Here is a 15020-nt window from a genome sequence, read left to right on the forward strand (position 1 = left end):
GTGTCCGAAGGCGACCCCCCGTCCCCCGCCCTACAAAAGCTTTCGGACAAACTCTTCAATCCCCCTCGAAGAGACGAGCCGGCTCGGTTTCCCAAGGAAACCGAGCCGGATCTGTTTTGGCGACATGCCCTCCAGGCCGATGGATCGGCCGGCCACTTTCTCAACCACAGAAGATTTTTTGAAATTAGCCCGGTATCACTCGCCGCCGTGATCAAGCGGGAAACGCAGCTTGTAGCTGATGCCCCGACTGGAGATCACATATTGGGCCTTCCCGTTGACGGAAGCCGGCACGACACGCTCTAGAACCGTGCTGCCAAAATGAGCCTTTAGCCCTTCTTCAGTGGCATCCCGATCGTCAGAGCCGCTCAACGTCTCGTCCCAGCTGAGCTCGAGATAATCATGTCCGTCGGCATTCACCCGCGTCGAAGTGATGTCGATCGGCTTTCCGTTGCGCAACATCGAACCGTGGCTCACGGCATTGACGACCAGCTCATGCAGCGCCAGCCCCAGATGCAGCGAGGCATTCGGCGAAAGCAGCACATTGTCGCCAGAGATTTTCACCATATGCCGGTTATCCGGCATATATTTCTCCGTCTGTTGCCGCACCAGATCGAACAGATAGGCGCCACGCCAGCTGGAATCGGTGATCAGGTCCTGACTTTGCGAAAGTGAATAAAGCCGGCCCCGGAACTTATGGAGGAAGAGATCGAGCGAACCGGAATAACGCGCCGTTTGCAGCGCGATACTCTGGATGATCGCGAGCAGGTTCTTCGAGCGATGGCTTACCTCGCGCAACAACGCGCGCAACAGCCTCTCGCGATGCCGTTCTTCCGAACGATCGATGATCGTCGTCACGAGATGCAGCCCACCGGACTGGAACTCTACTGCCTGAACACGAAATTCGAAAATCTGGTCGGAACCGACAATAACCTCGATATGCCCTTTTTTGCCGCTTTCCGCCATGCCTTGCTTTAGGATGAGCAGCTTTGCTGCAACTTCATCACCGAACAGCGCGGCATCCGAAGGGCTCAGAATATCTTCAAGAGCCCATACCTCGGGCAAGTTGGCGAAATACAGATAGTCCAGCGCCTTGTTCTGAATAATGATACTCGCGCCAAGGTCGATGAGCGCGGGCATGAAAAATTCCCGCAGCTTGTCATCACTCTGACCAGCGTGCTGCCATGTCAGCGGATGCGCCAATCTTGCCACTCCATCTACCGCTTCATCCTGTGACGCCCCGATGGCAGCGCCAGATGCTCGTGTTTCTCTCTTAGGACCGCCCGGCTGCAACCGCAATCGAACATGTCCAATGCTTCGCGTGATGAAGACGGACAGGTGCCTTTACTTCGTACGCGCTGGTCCGGTGCCTAAAGCACCGGAACCTGCAATGTCAGACCATCATTAAGAATAGGCACAGGACAACTAAAACAAGGGGTGCCATGCCGCGTAAGCCGACTTGCCACAACACTATGCTGATAATTTTGTTCCTGAAGCATACAGATCAAGAAGATCAACCGCTCACGCAGCCGCCTTCACCGCCTCGTTGAAGAACAGCGCCTGGCTGATCAATGCTTTTACCATATCCGGATTGAACGGCTTGGTTACGAGGAAGGCAGGCTCAGGCCGCTCGCCGGTCAGCAGCCGTTCTGGGAAGGCCGTGATGAAAATGACCGGCACGCTGGACGTCTTGAGAATCTCGTTGACCGCGTCGATGCCAGAACTGCCATCGGCCAACTGGATATCGGCAAGCACCATCTTCGGCTGCGACGACTGGAACAGCGACACCGCCTCTTTGTGGGTGCGGGCAATTCCTGTCACGCGGTGGCCGAGATCCTGAACCATCTGTTCGATGTCGAGCGCGATCAGCGGCTCGTCCTCGATGATCATGATATCGGTCGCCACCTGTCGCGAGATTTCGCGCGACGCTTCGTCGAGCAGCTTGTTGACTTCCGCAACACTGACATCCAGCACCTCTGCAGCTTCGTCTGGCGTAAAGCCTTCGACGGAAATCAGCAGGAAAGCATGGCGTGCCTGCGAAGGAATGTTCGAGAGATTAACAGCTGCACGCTGTTCCCACGCGAACGGGGATTCGATCGGCCTGATCTCTATGGATGTGGAACCAAAAATCGCGACGAATAGTTTATAAAGCGAAACGCGATCCTTCGAGCTTTCCGGAAAGATGGAAACATCGGCGATCAGCGCTTCAAGAACGGCGGCCACATAAGCGTCTCCTGACGTCTGCGATCCGGTTACCGCTCGGGCATACCGACGCAGGTAAGGAAGGTGTGACGCAACGCGCGTGGTGAGTGACATGCAAATTCTCCCCTGGACCCTGTTGGGCAATTGACTTGAGTTTAACGTGGCGATGCAAAATAAGTTCCGCAAGACGGAACTTTTTTTAAACTCGGGCATTTTCCACCCGACAATTTGATAGCAGGCGCCCGCGTTATGAGTGACGAGATCAGAAAAAATCATGATATGACCACAGCCGAAACCTCACAAATCAAGCCAGGAACCATAGCTCCGAATGCTTCCATCTCGCGGAAGTTGAAAGAGTTTTATGACGCAGTGCAGGAAGAAGGCATTCCGGATCGTTTTCTCGATCTCCTTGAACGGTTGGAAGCAGCTGAAAATGCTCAAAAAGCAAACGCCAAGGCGGTGGATGCAAAATGAGCGCACAGGCTGAATCCACCAAGGCAGATGCGGATGACCGTGTCTTCAAGCGAGACCTGCTCGCGTCGCTACCCAATCTTCGCGCCTTTGCCGTGTCTCTGACCGGCCGCCACGACAAGGCGGACGACCTCGTTCAGGATACGATCATGAAGGCTTGGGCGAACCAGAAAAGCTTTACGGCAGGCACCAACATGCGTGCGTGGCTGTTCACCATCCTTCGCAACGAATTCTACAGCCAGATGCGCAAGCGTGGCCGCGAAGTGCAGGACAGTGACGGCCTGTTTTCCGAACGTTTTTCCGTTCACCCAGAACAATATGGCCGTCTCGACCTGCAGGACTTCCGTCAGGCGCTCGACAAGCTTCCGGAAGACCAGCGCGAAGCAATCGTGCTCGTTGGCGCTGCCGGTTTTGCCTATGAGGAAGCCGCCGAAATTTGCGGCTGCGCCGTCGGCACGATCAAGAGCCGCGTCTCGCGCGCCCGCACCCGTCTGCAGGAACTGCTCGGCGTTTCCGGCGAAAGCGACTATGGCCCGGATGCAGGTGATGCCGCGATCACAGCAAGAGCGTTCGGCAGCTAAAAGCCTGTAACCCAAGTATCGAAGAAAGGCCGCCTCGAGCGGCCTTTTCTTTTTCTACCGGCCTTCTGCGCGGGCACCCGACTCTCATCCGCCGACCGGCACCTTCTCCCCGCATACGGAGAGAAGGACACAAGTCGCAAGCCCTCCGCCGCTCTCAAACGCTGCACAGGCAACTCCCTCTCCCCGCAAGCAGGGAGAGGGTCAGGGCGAGGGACAAGCGGCAAACTCCAAAGCAAGCAGCAAACTCGGAGCCCTCCAGCAATTCGGGCCGAACGACAAACTCGCCCTGCCGAACCATCACCAGAAAACAGAAGGCCGCCCGAAATTTCCGAGCGGCCTCTCATCTCACAAACCCTGCGAAAACCTTACTCCGCCGGCGGTGGCCCCTGCTTCGACCCGCCACCCTTAGTCGCAAGGAAACCAAGTCCCCCGGCAACGGCAAGCAGCATCAAAGGTTTCGACTTCATCAGGAGCGGCAGCGCCGAAACGGCCGCGGTCATCGCCAGCGCCCGCTGACTGTTGGCCGCTGCTTCACGCCGCTTGCGCCGCTCTTCGGCAGCGTTGAGCATCATCACGATGGCAATGATGAACAGCGCCATGACGATCATGCCGCCCGCAATGACCAGCATCGCGATCGGCAGACCCCAGCGTTCACCGAGATGAATGGCGAGTGCCGCCACAAGCAGACCATAGGCAGTCCACAAAAACGCCGCCGCGATCCCGTAAAGGATCGCGTTACGTCTGATCTTTCGTTTCATCGCCGCCACATCCATCGCGATGAAGGATGCAACCAGCGGCCCCAGTGCTGTCAGCATCGAGGATCAGCGGCGCGACAGGAGCGCGAACAGGAAACCGACGCCGGCGGCAATCGCAACCGACTGGATCGGATTGGCACGAATCTGGCCTTCGAGATCGCGCTCCCAGGTCAACGCCTGGTTTTTGGCCGCTTCGGCGATCTGATAGGACGCGTCACTCGCCTCGGCTGCGGCACGCTTCGCCTTGCTCTTCACCTCGGAAGCCTTTTCGTTGCCGACGGCTGCAACGGTCTTGGCCAGCGCCGCGATATCTTCGCGCAACTGCTCCAGCTGAAGTTCGATATCCTTGGTCGAAGCTGCAGAACCGGTGCGCGGAAATTCGGTCGTCGTCGAGGTCGATGCGGGCATGACGGTCTCCTGTTTGATTATGTTCGATTTGGCTGCGGGCGATGCTTTGGTTTTGCGCGAGGCACGACTTGCCGTCGCCTTTTCGGAAGCATTAGCCGCACGCTTCGGCGCGGCCTTGGACGAAGTCACGGTAGCGGATGCCTCAGCCGGCTGAGCGGATAGCTTTCTCCGCGATCTCGTCTGCTTGGGCTTTTCTGCAACGTCGTTCAATCGATAACTCCCCTACCCATGGTTCAAGGCAAGACAAAACCTGCATGCCAATGACTGCACGCGAACAACGTCAGAGGTGAGGGTTTGTTCCAATCCTGAACGGCAAAAACTGAGAAAGTCTCAGCCCGCTTTGGTTTTCGGATCGAGCATATCGCGCAGGCCGTCTCCGAGCATGTTCAAGCCCAGAACGGCGACCGCGATTGCCATGCCAGGCAGGATGGCGAGCCACGGCGCCTGTCCGAAAAACGTCTGGCTGTCTGCGAGCATCCGCCCCCATGTCGGCGCCGGCGGCGGCATGCCGAGCCCCAGGAACGAGAGGCCGGCTTCGGTCAGGATCGCCAGACCCAATTGGATCGTCACCTGGACGATGATCTGGTTGGAAATATTCGGCAGGATATGCACGAGCGTGATCTTCGCCTTCGATCGGCCGATACCAACCGCCGCCGTCACATAATCCCGCGCCCATATCTGCTTCGCCCCGGCAAGCGTCAGCCTCGCAAACACCGGCACCATGAACACCGCAATCGCGATGATCGCCGTAAACCGTCCCGAGCCGAGAAAGGCGCCGAGCATCATCGCGGAGAGGATGGGTGGCACGGCAAAGATGATGTCGCAGCCGCGCATCACGATCAGCTCCAGCCAGCCGCGCCGCATCGCGACGATCACGCCGACGGCAGACCCGACCGTTGCCCCGATCGCCACCGCCAGGAACGAGGTCGAGAGCGAATTCCATGCCCCCACCATCAGCATCGAGGCGACATCGCGCCCGAACTGGTCGGTACCGAAAAGCCCGCCCGGCCCGAGCGGCGGCTTCAGTCGCTGCACGATATTCATCTTCGATGGTAGCGACGGCGTCCAGACGAGCGACAGAAGCGCCACGCCGACAAGCGCAAGCGTCACAACAAGCCCGATCAGCAGCACGGGGCGACGAAAGATCCCCCCCATCACGTCGCCACCCGCAGTCTCGGATCGATCACCAGATAGGCGAGATCAACGAGGAAATTCATCACGATGACGAGCGCCGAAAAGAACAGAACCACGTCCTGCATCACGATGATGTCGCGCTGCGACAGCGCCTGCAGCGCAAGCCGCCCGAGGCCCGGCAGGTTGAAGACATTTTCCACCAGCACCGCACCGGCAATCAGGAAGGTGAACTGCAGCCCGATCATAGTGACGACCGGGATCAGCGCATTCGGCAGCGCATGCCGCCATACGGCAGCCCCGTCGCTCAACCCCTTGGCACGGGCCGTGCGCACGAAATCCTCACCCATCACGTCCAGCACCGCGCTGCGCGCTACCCTTGTGAGCACACCCGCCTGCGGCAGCGCCAGCGCAATGGCCGGCATCAGCAATGCGGCAAGCCCCGCCCACAGGCCTGCATTCCAGCCCGGAAACCCACCGGCCGGCATCCAGCCGAGCTTGGTTGAAAACGCGATGATCAGCAGCAACCCCACCCAGAAGGCCGGCACCGCGATAGACACATAGGAAAAGGCACCCGCAAGATAATCAAACAATCCGTTATGCCGCCGCGCCGCCGCAACGCCGAGCGGGACCGCGATCGCAACCGACATCACGATAGCCATCAGCGCCAGCGGCAATGTCACCGCCAACCGCTCGACGATCAGCCCCGCAACCGGGACACCATAAGTATAGGACTGACCGAGATCACCCTGCAGCACGCCGGCAAGCCAGGCGAGATACCGAACGACGAGCGGCTCATCCAATCCCATCTGGGTCCTGAGCGCCGCCAACGTCTCCGGCGTCGCCGAAGTCCCAAGCATGATCGCCGCCGGATTACCGGGCAAAAGGTTCATCACGGTGAAGATCAGCAATGAGACGACAAGCAGCGTGACGATCAGGCTGACGATACGGCGGAGGAAGATGGAGATCATGGGATGCCTCGCACATCCACATCAGTCACTCCTGTGCCCTCGGCGTTTCGCTCAAGGTATGAGGAAGAAACGAGAGAGCCGCAACGATCTCCGACTGATCTCCCCCCTTGTGGGGGAGATGTCACGAAAGTGACAGAGGGGGGGACACCGCCACCCGTGAGGCGAAAGACAGATATGAGAGAGTTTGCCGCAGCTACCCCCCTCTGCCCTCCCGGGCATCTCCCCCACAAGGGGGGAGATCGATATGCCGTCCTGTTATGCCCGACCAAAACCCTCACTCTTCCCAATGTACCTCGGTCAGCACATTCGACGGGATCGGCTCATTCTCCCACAAACCCTTCAGCTTCTTGTCCCAGATACCGAGCTTCGGCATCACGAACAGGAACAGCGCCGGCACGTCATTGGCGAGAATGGTCTGCGCCTCGCCATAAAGTTTGTCCTGTTCGCTCGCATCCGTGCTTGCCTCGACCTTGGCCAGGACCGCGTTGAATTCCGGGTTCTTGTAATTGAAGTAATACGGGTCGCGCGCATAGATATCGATGTCCATCGGTTCCGCATGGGCAACGATGGTCATGTCGTAATCGGCGGCCTTCAGCACATCCGCCACCCATTTCGCCGGAAATTCGGTGGTCTCGATATTCATCGTCACGCCGATTTCGGCAAACAGCGCCTGCAGGATCTGCGAGGAGCGCTGCGCATAGGCCATCTGCGGCGCCTTCATGGTGAAGGAAAAACCGTTCGGATAACCGGCTTCCGCCAAAAGCGCCTTGGCCTTTTCGACGTCGTAAGGGTAGACGCCGGTCAGGTCCTTGTAACCGCGGTCGTTCGGCGTGTAATGGCTGCCGATCGGCGTACCGAGGCCCGACCACGCACCTTCCACCACCATCGCCCGGTCGACCGCCATCATCAGCGCCTGACGGACCTTCTTGTCGGAAAACGGCTTGCGGGAATTGTTCATGCCCGCCACGACCTTGAGTTCGGTATTGCCGATCACGGTCGCCAGCTTGTCGTTGCCTTCAAACGACGCGACCAGTTCCGGCGCACCGAATTCCGGAAACGCATCCACATCACCCGCCGTGAGCGCCGCCGACTGCGCCTGCGGATCGTTGATGAAACGGAAGGAAGCGGTCTCCAGCTTTACCGAGATATCCTTGTTCCAGTAATCGGCATTCTTCTTCAGATCGACTTTCGTGCCCTTGGCCCAGTTGCTGAAAACAAAAGGCCCGGTTCCGACCGGATTGGTCTTGTTGTCCGCCGCAGTCGAAGGCTCCACCATTACAGCCGCCGGCCATCCGAACCAGTAGAGCAGGCTTCCGGTCGGCTGCTTGAGTTTCAGCACCAGCGTTGCGGCATCCGGCGTCTCGATCGTGTCGATCGAGGTAAAATACCGCTTCTGCGGATTGACGCTGTCGGCACCGCGCGCACGATCCAATGTGAACTTGGCGACAGAACTGTCGAAGGCGACGCCATTGTGGAATTTCACGCCTTGGCGCAGCTTGAACGTATAGGTCTTGCCATCCGGCGAAACGTCCCAGCTCTCGGCAAGCTGCGGCTGCACCTTGCCCGCCTTGTCGATCGTCGTCAGGCCTTCGAAGACATTCTGCCAGGTCACCTGGCCGATCATAACCTGCGCGCCGATCGTCGGATCGAGCCCACCCGGCTCCACCGTCATGCCGATCGTCGCGGCAGTTTTGGGTGCTGCCTGCGCATAAGGCGCGGCGAAGGCCACGCCTGCGCCAAGCGCAAGCGCCATCACGCCACGCCGAGAGACCTGAGACCAGGAGAAAATCGTCTGCATCCTTCATGCTCCCCGTTATTCGCTGCCTGCAGCTTTGTTAAATGCAGTCTAAGGGCATTTCGCAACTGCACACAATGCTCATTCGCGACCTTCCAAGCACTTCCGGCTTTGCTGAAACACGGATTCAGACGCGACGAAATCCTTCGCTGGCGGTCATCAGCTGCCGTGTATAGTCGGCGGCGAACGCACGGCTTTCCAGCGCATCGGCAGTAACCGTTTCGACCACCTTGCCCGACTTCATCACCGCCAGCCGCTCGCACATATGGCTGATCACGCCGAGATCATGGCTGACCATCACGAAGGTCAGTCCGCGATCTTTTCGCGCCTGTTCCAGCAGGTTGAGGATTTCCGCCTGGATCGAGGCATCGAGCGCCGAAGTCGGCTCGTCGAGCAGCAGAACCTTTGGTTCGAGGATCAACGCCCGGGCGATCGCCACGCGCTGCCGCTGCCCGCCGGAAAGCTGGTGCGAATAGCGGAAGCGGAAACCGGACCCCAACCCCACCTCGTCCAGCGCCCGCATGATCCGCTGGTCGACATTGTCGAAACCATGGATCGCCAGTGGCTCCAAGAGCAGCCGGTCGACCGTCTGGCGCGGATGCAGCGAACCGTAAGGATCCTGGAACACCATCTGCACGGTGCGGTAAAAGTCCTTCGACCGGCTTCGGCCCGAATAGGACTGCCCGTTGATGGTCAGCGTCCCGGCGCTGAACGCATTCAGCCCCGCCACTGCCCGCAAAAGCGTCGACTTGCCCGAACCGCTTTCGCCGACGATGCCGAAACTCTCACCCTCAGCCACATCCACCGACACATGATCCAGCGCGACAAAATCGTCGAAGGTGACGACCATGTCTTTGACGGAAAGAACATTGGCCGTCATAGCGCCCACTCCTTCTTGCGGTCGAGAACCGGCAGCGGATGACGATCGGTACCGATCGTCGGCAGGCAGTTGAGCAGGCCCTGTGTATAGGGATGCTGCGCCTTGGAAAGATCAGCCGATGGCAGTTCCTCCACCACGCGCCCCGCATACATGACAAGCACCCGGTCGCAGAAGGATGAGACGAGCCGCAGGTCATGCGACACGAAGATCAGCCCCATGCCGCGCTCGGCCACCAGCTTGTCGAGAATGCCGAGCACTTCGAGCTGCACCGTCACGTCGAGCGCCGAGGTCGGCTCGTCGGCGATCAGCAGTTCCGGGCCACAGATCAGCATCATCGCGATCATCACACGCTGCCCCATGCCGCCCGATACCTCGTGCGGATAAAGCGAAAACACCCGCTCCGGATCGCGGATCTGCACCGCTTCCAGCATCGCAAGCGTGCGGGCCTTCGCCTCCGCCGTCGAGATCCTCTCATGCGTCTTCAGCGTCTCGATGATCTGCCTTCCGATCGTCGAAACGGGGTTCAGCGAATATTTCGGATCCTGCAGCACCATGGCGATCCGCTTGCCGCGGATCTCCCGCCGCTCGCGATCGGAAATCGCCAGCAAATCGCGCCCAGCAAAGTTCAGCGTCTTCGCCGTGATCTTCGCATGTTTCGGCGTCAGCCCCATGATCGCACGGCCGGTCTGCGACTTGCCGGAACCGCTTTCGCCGACAATGCCCAGCCGCTCGCGTCCGAGCGTGAAGGACACCCCGCGCACCGCCTGCACTTCGCCTGTACGGGTCGGAAAACTGACCCGCAGGTCTTCAACCGTCAGAAGCTTGTCCGTCCCAACAACCCCACTCATTGGCCTGCCTCCTTCGGATCGAGCGCATCGCGCAAGCCGTCACCGAGCAGGTTGAAACCGAGCGAGACGATCAGGATCGCCGCACCCGGCATCGCCGCCACCCACCACTGATCGAGAATGAAGCGACGACCGGAAGCGATCATAGCGCCCCATTCAGGCAGCGGCGGCTGTGCGCCGAGACCGAGGAAACCGAGACCGGCAGCAGTCAGGATGATCCCTGCCATGTCGAGCGTCACGCGCACGATCAGCGACGAAAGGCAAAGCGGCATGACGTGGCGAAGGATGATGCGGAACGGCGACGCTCCCATCAGCTTTACCGCCGAAATGAATTCCGAATTGCGGAACGTCATCGTCTCGGCACGGGCAATACGCGCATAAGGTGGCCATGAGGTGACGGCAATCGCCAGCACCGCATTCTCGATCCCCGGCCCGAGAGCCGCGACCAGCGCCAGCGCCAGAACCAGCTTCGGGAAGGCGAGAAAGATGTCGGTGATCCGCATCAGCACCGCATCGATCCAGCCACCGGCATAACCGGAAACCGTGCCGATGATCAGCCCGACGGGTGCAGCAATGATCGCCACCAGCACGACGACAAACAGTGTCAGTCGCGAACCATGGATAAGCCGCGAAAGAATATCGCGCCCCTGATCATCCGTGCCGAGCAGGTAGCCTGCCGTTCCCGGAGGCAGAAGCCGGGCATTGCGAAGATCGCCCTGCACCGGGTTATGCGGCGCAAGCACATCGGCAAAGATCGCAACGAGGATCAGAAGAAGAATGATGCCGAGACCGGCCAGCGCCAGCCGGTTGGCGGAAAACCGCCGCCAGATCACATAGGCGCGGCCAAGCCGTGCCTGATGCCGCGAGGTCGGCTGTTCGGATAAGAGCCATTCGCGGCTATAGGGTTTTTCATTCAATTGGACAGCACTCATCGGCTTCTCGTCCTCGGATCAAGCGTCCGGTAGAGAAGATCGGACAATATGTTGATGGCAACGAACACGGCGCCGATGACGATCGTGCCGCCGAGCACGGCATTCATGTCGGCATTCTGCAGTGAGTTGGTGATATAGAGGCCAAGCCCCGGCCAGGAAAAGATTGTCTCGGTCAGCACCGAGCCCTCGAGCAGGCCCGCATAGGAGAGCGCGATCACCGTCACCAGCGGCACGGCGGCATTGCGCAGAGCATGGAACCAGATGATCCGCGTTTCCGAAAGCCCCTTGGCACGAGCCGCTACGATATACTCCTGCTGCAGCTCGTTGAGCATGAAGCTCCGAGTCATGCGGCTGATATAGGCGAGCGAGAAATAACCGAGCAGCCCGCCGGGCAGGATGATGTGACGGAACAGATCCCAGGCCACATCCCACTGCCCCTGCCAGATCGCATCGAACAGGAAGAAACCCGTCGCCGGCGTGAACGTATATTCGTAGACGATGTCAATGCGTCCCGGATAGGCGACCCATCCGAGCTTTGCATAAAACAGAACCAGCGCCAGCAGCCCGAGCCAGAAGATCGGCACGGAATAGCCGATCAGCCCGATCACCCGCACGATCTGGTCGGCGATCGACCCGCGCTTGACGGCGGCCAGCACGCCGAGCGGTACGCCGATCAAGGCCCCGATGATCGTGCCGATGGTCGCCAGCTCGATCGTCGCCGGAAACACCCGCGCAATGTCGGTCATGACAGGATTGGTGGTCAGCACCGAAATGCCGAAATCGCCCGTCAGCGCCTGTTTTATATAGATCCAGAACTGCTGGTAGAGCGGCAGGTTGAGGCCAAGCTCTTCCCGCACCCGCTCCACCACATGCGCTGGCGCACGGTCACCGACGATCGCCAGCGCCGGATCGATCGGCACCACGCGGCCGATGAAAAAGGTGACGGCCAGAAGGCCGAGAAAGGTCGTAACGACCGTGACCACGAAACGAGCCACTGCCATGCCATAGGAGGAAGCACGGCGCCGGTTGCGCCGTGTCACTGCCGTCGTATCGGTAAGCGTCAAGGAGTTCTCCTTGAAAGGATTGAAAGGGACACAACCTCTGCCCCCAGGATTACCATGGATGAAAAGTCCCCCTCTGGCCTGCCGGCCATCTCCCCCACAAGGGGGGGGAGAAGATCCGTGGCAACCGCTTGACATTACTTGGGCCTCAGCGGTGCCGCCAGTTTAAGCCCTCCCCCTTGTGGGGAGGGTTGGGGAGGGGCCTTTTCCGACAGGCGCGTCGACTACTTCGAAATCGGATAAACGAAGTTCGTATCGAAGCTCGGGCCGAGCTTGAAGTCCTTAAGCTTGGACGAATAACCGGCAACTTCCGTCTGCTGGAAGATGATCACGAACGGGCTCTGGGCAAGCGCCTTTTTCTGCAGGTCCTCGTAGACTGCCGCACGCTTGGCTGCATCCTTTTCAAGAAGCGCGCCCTGGGCCGCCTCTTCGATGTCCTTCGGCACATCCCAGGCATTACGCCACGCAAGCGTCTTGTTCTTGCCCTCGTCGGAATTGTCGTAGTTGATGACGAAGGTTTCGGCGTTCGAGTTGGGGTCGAAATAGTCCGAACCCCACTGGCCGATATAGATGTCGTGGGTGCGGGCGCGGAATTTCGTCAACGTCTGCTTGCCATCGCCCGGAATGATTTCGAGCTTGATGCCGGCCTGCGCCAGTGTCTGCTGCACGCTTTCGGCAATGCCCGTCACCGGCTGCGTGTTGCGCACGTCCATGGTCACGGTAAAGCCGTCCTTCAGCCCCGCCTTGGCAAGCAGTTCCTTGGCCTTGGCGACATCCAGCTTGTAAGGGTTGTCGTTCAGCGCACCGAGCTGGCCCTTCGGCAGGAAGGTCTGGTGGATTTCGCCGATACCCTTGATCAACGTCGCACCGATCGCGTCATAGTCGACCAGATACTTGAACGCTTCCGCCACTTCCGGCTTGGCCAGCTTCTCGTTTTTCTGGTTGAGGCTGAAATAGTAGATCGTGCCCTTCGGCGCCGACGTGATCGAGAGGCCTTCCTTCTTGGAAACGGCCTCCACATCGTTCGGCTCGAGGTTACGGGCGATATCGATATCGCCGTTTTCCAGCGCCAGGCGCTGACCGGAGCTTTCCTTCATGTGGCGATAGATGACGCGCTTCAGCTTCGGCTTCTCGCCATAATAATTCGGGTTGGCTTCCATGATGACGGCCTCGTTGGCGCGCCATGCCAGAACCTTGTACGGGCCGGAGCCGGCAAAGCCGGTCTTCATCCATTCATTTCCGAAATCGCTGTCGTATTTGTAGTCCGCCGAAGGCGTCATCGCCTTGGCATGTTCCATCACCACCTTCTTGTCGACCACGGAGGCGACAGTGGCAGTCAGAACGTTCAGGACGAAGCTCGGCGCATAGGCCTTGTCGACCGTGAAGGTGAATGTGTCGGGCGCAGTCGCCTTGGCCTTCTCGGCAACATTGTCGCCGCTCAGCCCGAACTGGGTCAGAAGGAAGGCCGGCGACTTGTCGAGCTTGACGGCGCGCTCGAACGAGAAGGCAACGTCTTCAGCCGTCAGCGGGTTGCCGGACGCAAACTTCAGGTCTGGCTTCAGCTTGAACGTATAGGTCATGCCGTCATCGGAAACCGTCCAGCTGGAAGCCAGATCACCGACGACCTTGGATGTGTCGGCCGGGTCCAGCATGACCAGCTTGCTATAGGTATTGGCGGTCACTTCGGCGGTGGAAAGCTCGAAGGCTTCGCCCGGATCGATGGTGATGATGTCGTCGATCGCAAAACCTTCGACCAGCGTGTCGGCCGGCGTCGCGGCGAATGCCTGCGGTGCCGCAACCAACAGCAGCGACAGTGCTGCGCTCGTCGAAAGCATGCGGACGGAGTTACGGAAAGAATGGAGCATGATCAGTTCCCCTGTTGTCATTTGCTCATGTTCGGCCCGCTTCGGGCCGTTATTCGTGCCAGGCTTTCCCGAGAACCCTCAACCAGTTCTCGCGGGCCAGCTTGGCCAAATCCTCACCAGCGTATCCCGCTGTTTTTAAAGCTGCAACCAGATTTTGGTTGCCCGCGGCGTCACGAATTTCGACGGGAACGGTGCAGCCATCGAAGTCCGATCCGATCGCCACATGGTCGATCCCCATGCGCTCCACCATGTAGTCTACATGGCGTATCATCTCGGAAAGCGGCGTCGCCGCAATGTCCAGCCCATCGTCGCGCAGCATGGTGACAGCATAGTTCAGGCCGACGAGCCCACCGCTCTCCTTGATCGCATCCATTTGGCGATCGGTCAGGTTGCGGGCGACTGGCGTCAGGGCATGCGCATTGGAATGGCTTGCGATCAACGGCTGGTCAGAAGTTTTTGCCACATCCCAGAACCCCTTCTCGGTAATATGCGATAGGTCGATCAGGATGCCGAGCCGGTTGCAGGCGCGGACAAGTTCGAACCCGAGGTCGGTCAGCCCAGGTCCGGTATCCGTCGTCATCGGAAAGGCGAACGGCACGCCGTGACCAAAAATGTTGTGGCGGCTCCAGACAGGCCCGAGCGAGCGAAGACCAGCAGCATGGAAGACTTCTAGATTTGCGAGATCGCCGTCGATCGGCTCGCAGCCTTCCATATGAAGCACGGCGGCAAATACGCCGTCCTCCATCGCCTGCCGGATGTCGGAGGTGGACCGGCACAGTTTCCAGGCCCCTGCCCGGTCTAGCCGCAGCGCGATTGCCGCCTTTTCCAGCCCGATATCCAGCGAAGGTGCGTATTCGAGCGGTGCGGCAAGCGGCGTCACATAACTCCCGTCCGGTTCGGGATCCTTGAGCACCAGATCGCCGGAGGGAATGTAGATCGCGCAAAGACCACCCGCGAGACCACCCGCTCGCGCCCGCGGCGCATCGATATGGCCTTCGGGGGTACCTTTGGAGAATTCCGCGACGGGATCAGCCCCCGCCTTCATGTTCCGCCAAAGCCGCAACAACACATCGTTATGGCCGTCGAACACCAGTTCCATCAAAGTCTTCCTGAAAATTTCGCTTGG

16 protein-coding genes are annotated in these 15020 nt (G+C 59.5%); 3 read left to right on the plus strand and 13 right to left on the minus strand.

The window, feature by feature from the left end; translation table 11 throughout:
* Nucleotides 1-195: 195 nt before the first annotated feature.
* Complete coding sequence (locus HNQ72_RS07000; protein ID WP_183990819.1) at nt 196-1137, minus strand: sensor histidine kinase; 942 nt, start codon at nt 1135-1137, stop codon at nt 196-198.
* A gap of 381 nt (nt 1138-1518) precedes the next feature.
* Nucleotides 1519-2313, minus strand: a complete 795-nt coding sequence (locus HNQ72_RS07005; protein ID WP_183991385.1) for a response regulator — start codon at nt 2311-2313, stop codon at nt 1519-1521.
* A 165-nt stretch (nt 2314-2478) separates the two neighbouring features.
* Here HNQ72_RS07005 and HNQ72_RS07010 point away from each other — a divergent pair, with 165 nt between their 5' ends.
* Both HNQ72_RS07010 and HNQ72_RS07015 read left to right on the plus strand, forming a co-directional pair.
* Nucleotides 2479-2673: a NepR family anti-sigma factor gene (locus HNQ72_RS07010; protein ID WP_183990821.1), complete on the plus strand. Its 195-nt coding sequence runs from the start codon at nt 2479-2481 to the stop codon at nt 2671-2673.
* A complete protein-coding gene (locus HNQ72_RS07015) occupies nt 2670-3251 on the plus strand; it encodes an RNA polymerase sigma factor (protein WP_148143172.1) in 582 nt (193 codons plus the stop codon). The genes HNQ72_RS07010 and HNQ72_RS07015 overlap by 4 nt, the downstream gene beginning before the upstream one ends.
* Before the next feature lie 365 nt (nt 3252-3616).
* Here HNQ72_RS07015 and HNQ72_RS07020 read toward each other — a convergent pair whose 3' ends face one another.
* Together HNQ72_RS07020 and HNQ72_RS07025 are read right to left on the minus strand one after the other, a co-directional pair.
* Nucleotides 3617-4066: a hypothetical protein gene (locus HNQ72_RS07020; RefSeq protein ID WP_183990823.1), complete on the minus strand. Its 450-nt coding sequence runs from the start codon at nt 4064-4066 to the stop codon at nt 3617-3619.
* Between the two features lie 6 nt (nt 4067-4072).
* Nucleotides 4073-4414, minus strand: coding sequence for an ElaB/YgaM/YqjD family protein (locus tag HNQ72_RS07025; protein WP_183990825.1), 342 nt, complete (start codon nt 4412-4414; stop codon nt 4073-4075).
* Between HNQ72_RS07025 and HNQ72_RS07030 the strand changes: the two genes are divergently transcribed.
* Nucleotides 4413-4568, plus strand: a complete 156-nt coding sequence (locus HNQ72_RS07030; protein ID WP_183990827.1) for a hypothetical protein — start codon at nt 4413-4415, stop codon at nt 4566-4568. The genes HNQ72_RS07025 and HNQ72_RS07030 overlap by 2 nt on opposite strands.
* 176 nt (nt 4569-4744) lie before the next feature.
* Here HNQ72_RS07030 and HNQ72_RS07035 read toward each other — a convergent pair whose 3' ends face one another.
* From HNQ72_RS07035 to HNQ72_RS07075, 9 genes are all read right to left on the minus strand, one after another.
* Nucleotides 4745-5569 (minus strand): ABC transporter permease, encoded by an 825-nt coding sequence (locus HNQ72_RS07035; RefSeq protein WP_183990829.1) that lies wholly within the window; start codon nt 5567-5569, stop codon nt 4745-4747.
* The gene (locus tag HNQ72_RS07040) at nt 5569-6516 is read right to left on the minus strand and encodes an ABC transporter permease (RefSeq protein ID WP_183990831.1); all 948 of its coding nucleotides are present in this window, start codon (nt 6514-6516) and stop codon (nt 5569-5571) included. The genes HNQ72_RS07035 and HNQ72_RS07040 overlap by 1 nt, the downstream gene beginning before the upstream one ends.
* A gap of 274 nt (nt 6517-6790) precedes the next feature.
* Entirely contained in the window at nt 6791-8314 is a 1524-nt protein-coding gene (locus tag HNQ72_RS07045; RefSeq protein ID WP_183990833.1) for an ABC transporter substrate-binding protein, read from the minus strand.
* 124 nt (nt 8315-8438) lie between these two features.
* Nucleotides 8439-9191, minus strand: a complete 753-nt coding sequence (locus tag HNQ72_RS07050) for an ABC transporter ATP-binding protein (RefSeq protein WP_244654314.1) — start codon at nt 9189-9191, stop codon at nt 8439-8441.
* The gene (locus tag HNQ72_RS07055) at nt 9188-10039 is read right to left on the minus strand and encodes an ABC transporter ATP-binding protein (protein WP_112508262.1); all 852 of its coding nucleotides are present in this window, start codon (nt 10037-10039) and stop codon (nt 9188-9190) included. Before HNQ72_RS07055 ends, HNQ72_RS07050 begins: the two co-directional genes overlap by 4 nt.
* Nucleotides 10036-10968, minus strand: coding sequence for an ABC transporter permease (locus HNQ72_RS07060; RefSeq protein ID WP_183990835.1), 933 nt, complete (start codon nt 10966-10968; stop codon nt 10036-10038). The genes HNQ72_RS07055 and HNQ72_RS07060 overlap by 4 nt, the downstream gene beginning before the upstream one ends.
* Nucleotides 10965-12032, minus strand: a complete 1068-nt coding sequence (locus HNQ72_RS07065; protein WP_244654315.1) for an ABC transporter permease — start codon at nt 12030-12032, stop codon at nt 10965-10967. The genes HNQ72_RS07060 and HNQ72_RS07065 overlap by 4 nt, the downstream gene beginning before the upstream one ends.
* A gap of 221 nt (nt 12033-12253) precedes the next feature.
* Nucleotides 12254-13894: an ABC transporter substrate-binding protein gene (locus HNQ72_RS07070; RefSeq protein ID WP_183990839.1), complete on the minus strand. Its 1641-nt coding sequence runs from the start codon at nt 13892-13894 to the stop codon at nt 12254-12256.
* A gap of 49 nt (nt 13895-13943) precedes the next feature.
* Nucleotides 13944-14993, minus strand: a complete 1050-nt coding sequence (locus HNQ72_RS07075) for a dipeptidase (RefSeq protein WP_183990841.1) — start codon at nt 14991-14993, stop codon at nt 13944-13946.
* Between the last annotated feature and the right edge of the window lie 27 nt (nt 14994-15020).

This window comes from Aliirhizobium wenxiniae, assembly GCF_014201355.1.
Lineage (GTDB): Bacteria > Pseudomonadota > Alphaproteobacteria > Rhizobiales > Rhizobiaceae > Neorhizobium > Neorhizobium wenxiniae.

Bases quoted from the DNA above. Each gene is read 5' to 3' on its own strand.
- HNQ72_RS07010 (WP_183990821.1), top strand. From the start codon at position 2,479: ATGACCACAGCCGAAACCTCACAAATCAAGCCAGGAACCATAGCTCCG.
- HNQ72_RS07070 (WP_183990839.1), bottom strand. From the start codon at position 13,894: ATGCTCCATTCTTTCCGTAACTCCGTCCGCATGCTTTCGACGAGCGCA.
- HNQ72_RS07050 (WP_244654314.1), bottom strand. From the start codon at position 9,191: ATGACGGCCAATGTTCTTTCCGTCAAAGACATGGTCGTCACCTTCGAC.
- HNQ72_RS07055 (WP_112508262.1), bottom strand. From the start codon at position 10,039: ATGAGTGGGGTTGTTGGGACGGACAAGCTTCTGACGGTTGAAGACCTG.
- HNQ72_RS07025 (WP_183990825.1), bottom strand. From the start codon at position 4,414: ATGCCCGCATCGACCTCGACGACGACCGAATTTCCGCGCACCGGTTCT.
- HNQ72_RS07030 (WP_183990827.1), top strand. From the start codon at position 4,413: ATGACGGTCTCCTGTTTGATTATGTTCGATTTGGCTGCGGGCGATGCT.
- HNQ72_RS07005 (WP_183991385.1), bottom strand. From the start codon at position 2,313: ATGTCACTCACCACGCGCGTTGCGTCACACCTTCCTTACCTGCGTCGG.
- HNQ72_RS07000 (WP_183990819.1), bottom strand. From the start codon at position 1,137: ATGCCCGCGCTCATCGACCTTGGCGCGAGTATCATTATTCAGAACAAG.
- HNQ72_RS07045 (WP_183990833.1), bottom strand. From the start codon at position 8,314: ATGCAGACGATTTTCTCCTGGTCTCAGGTCTCTCGGCGTGGCGTGATG.
- HNQ72_RS07035 (WP_183990829.1), bottom strand. From the start codon at position 5,569: ATGGGGGGGATCTTTCGTCGCCCCGTGCTGCTGATCGGGCTTGTTGTG.
- HNQ72_RS07060 (WP_183990835.1), bottom strand. From the start codon at position 10,968: ATGAGTGCTGTCCAATTGAATGAAAAACCCTATAGCCGCGAATGGCTC.
- HNQ72_RS07020 (WP_183990823.1), bottom strand. From the start codon at position 4,066: ATGCTGACAGCACTGGGGCCGCTGGTTGCATCCTTCATCGCGATGGAT.
- HNQ72_RS07015 (WP_148143172.1), top strand. From the start codon at position 2,670: ATGAGCGCACAGGCTGAATCCACCAAGGCAGATGCGGATGACCGTGTC.
- HNQ72_RS07040 (WP_183990831.1), bottom strand. From the start codon at position 6,516: ATGATCTCCATCTTCCTCCGCCGTATCGTCAGCCTGATCGTCACGCTG.
- HNQ72_RS07075 (WP_183990841.1), bottom strand. From the start codon at position 14,993: ATGGAACTGGTGTTCGACGGCCATAACGATGTGTTGTTGCGGCTTTGG.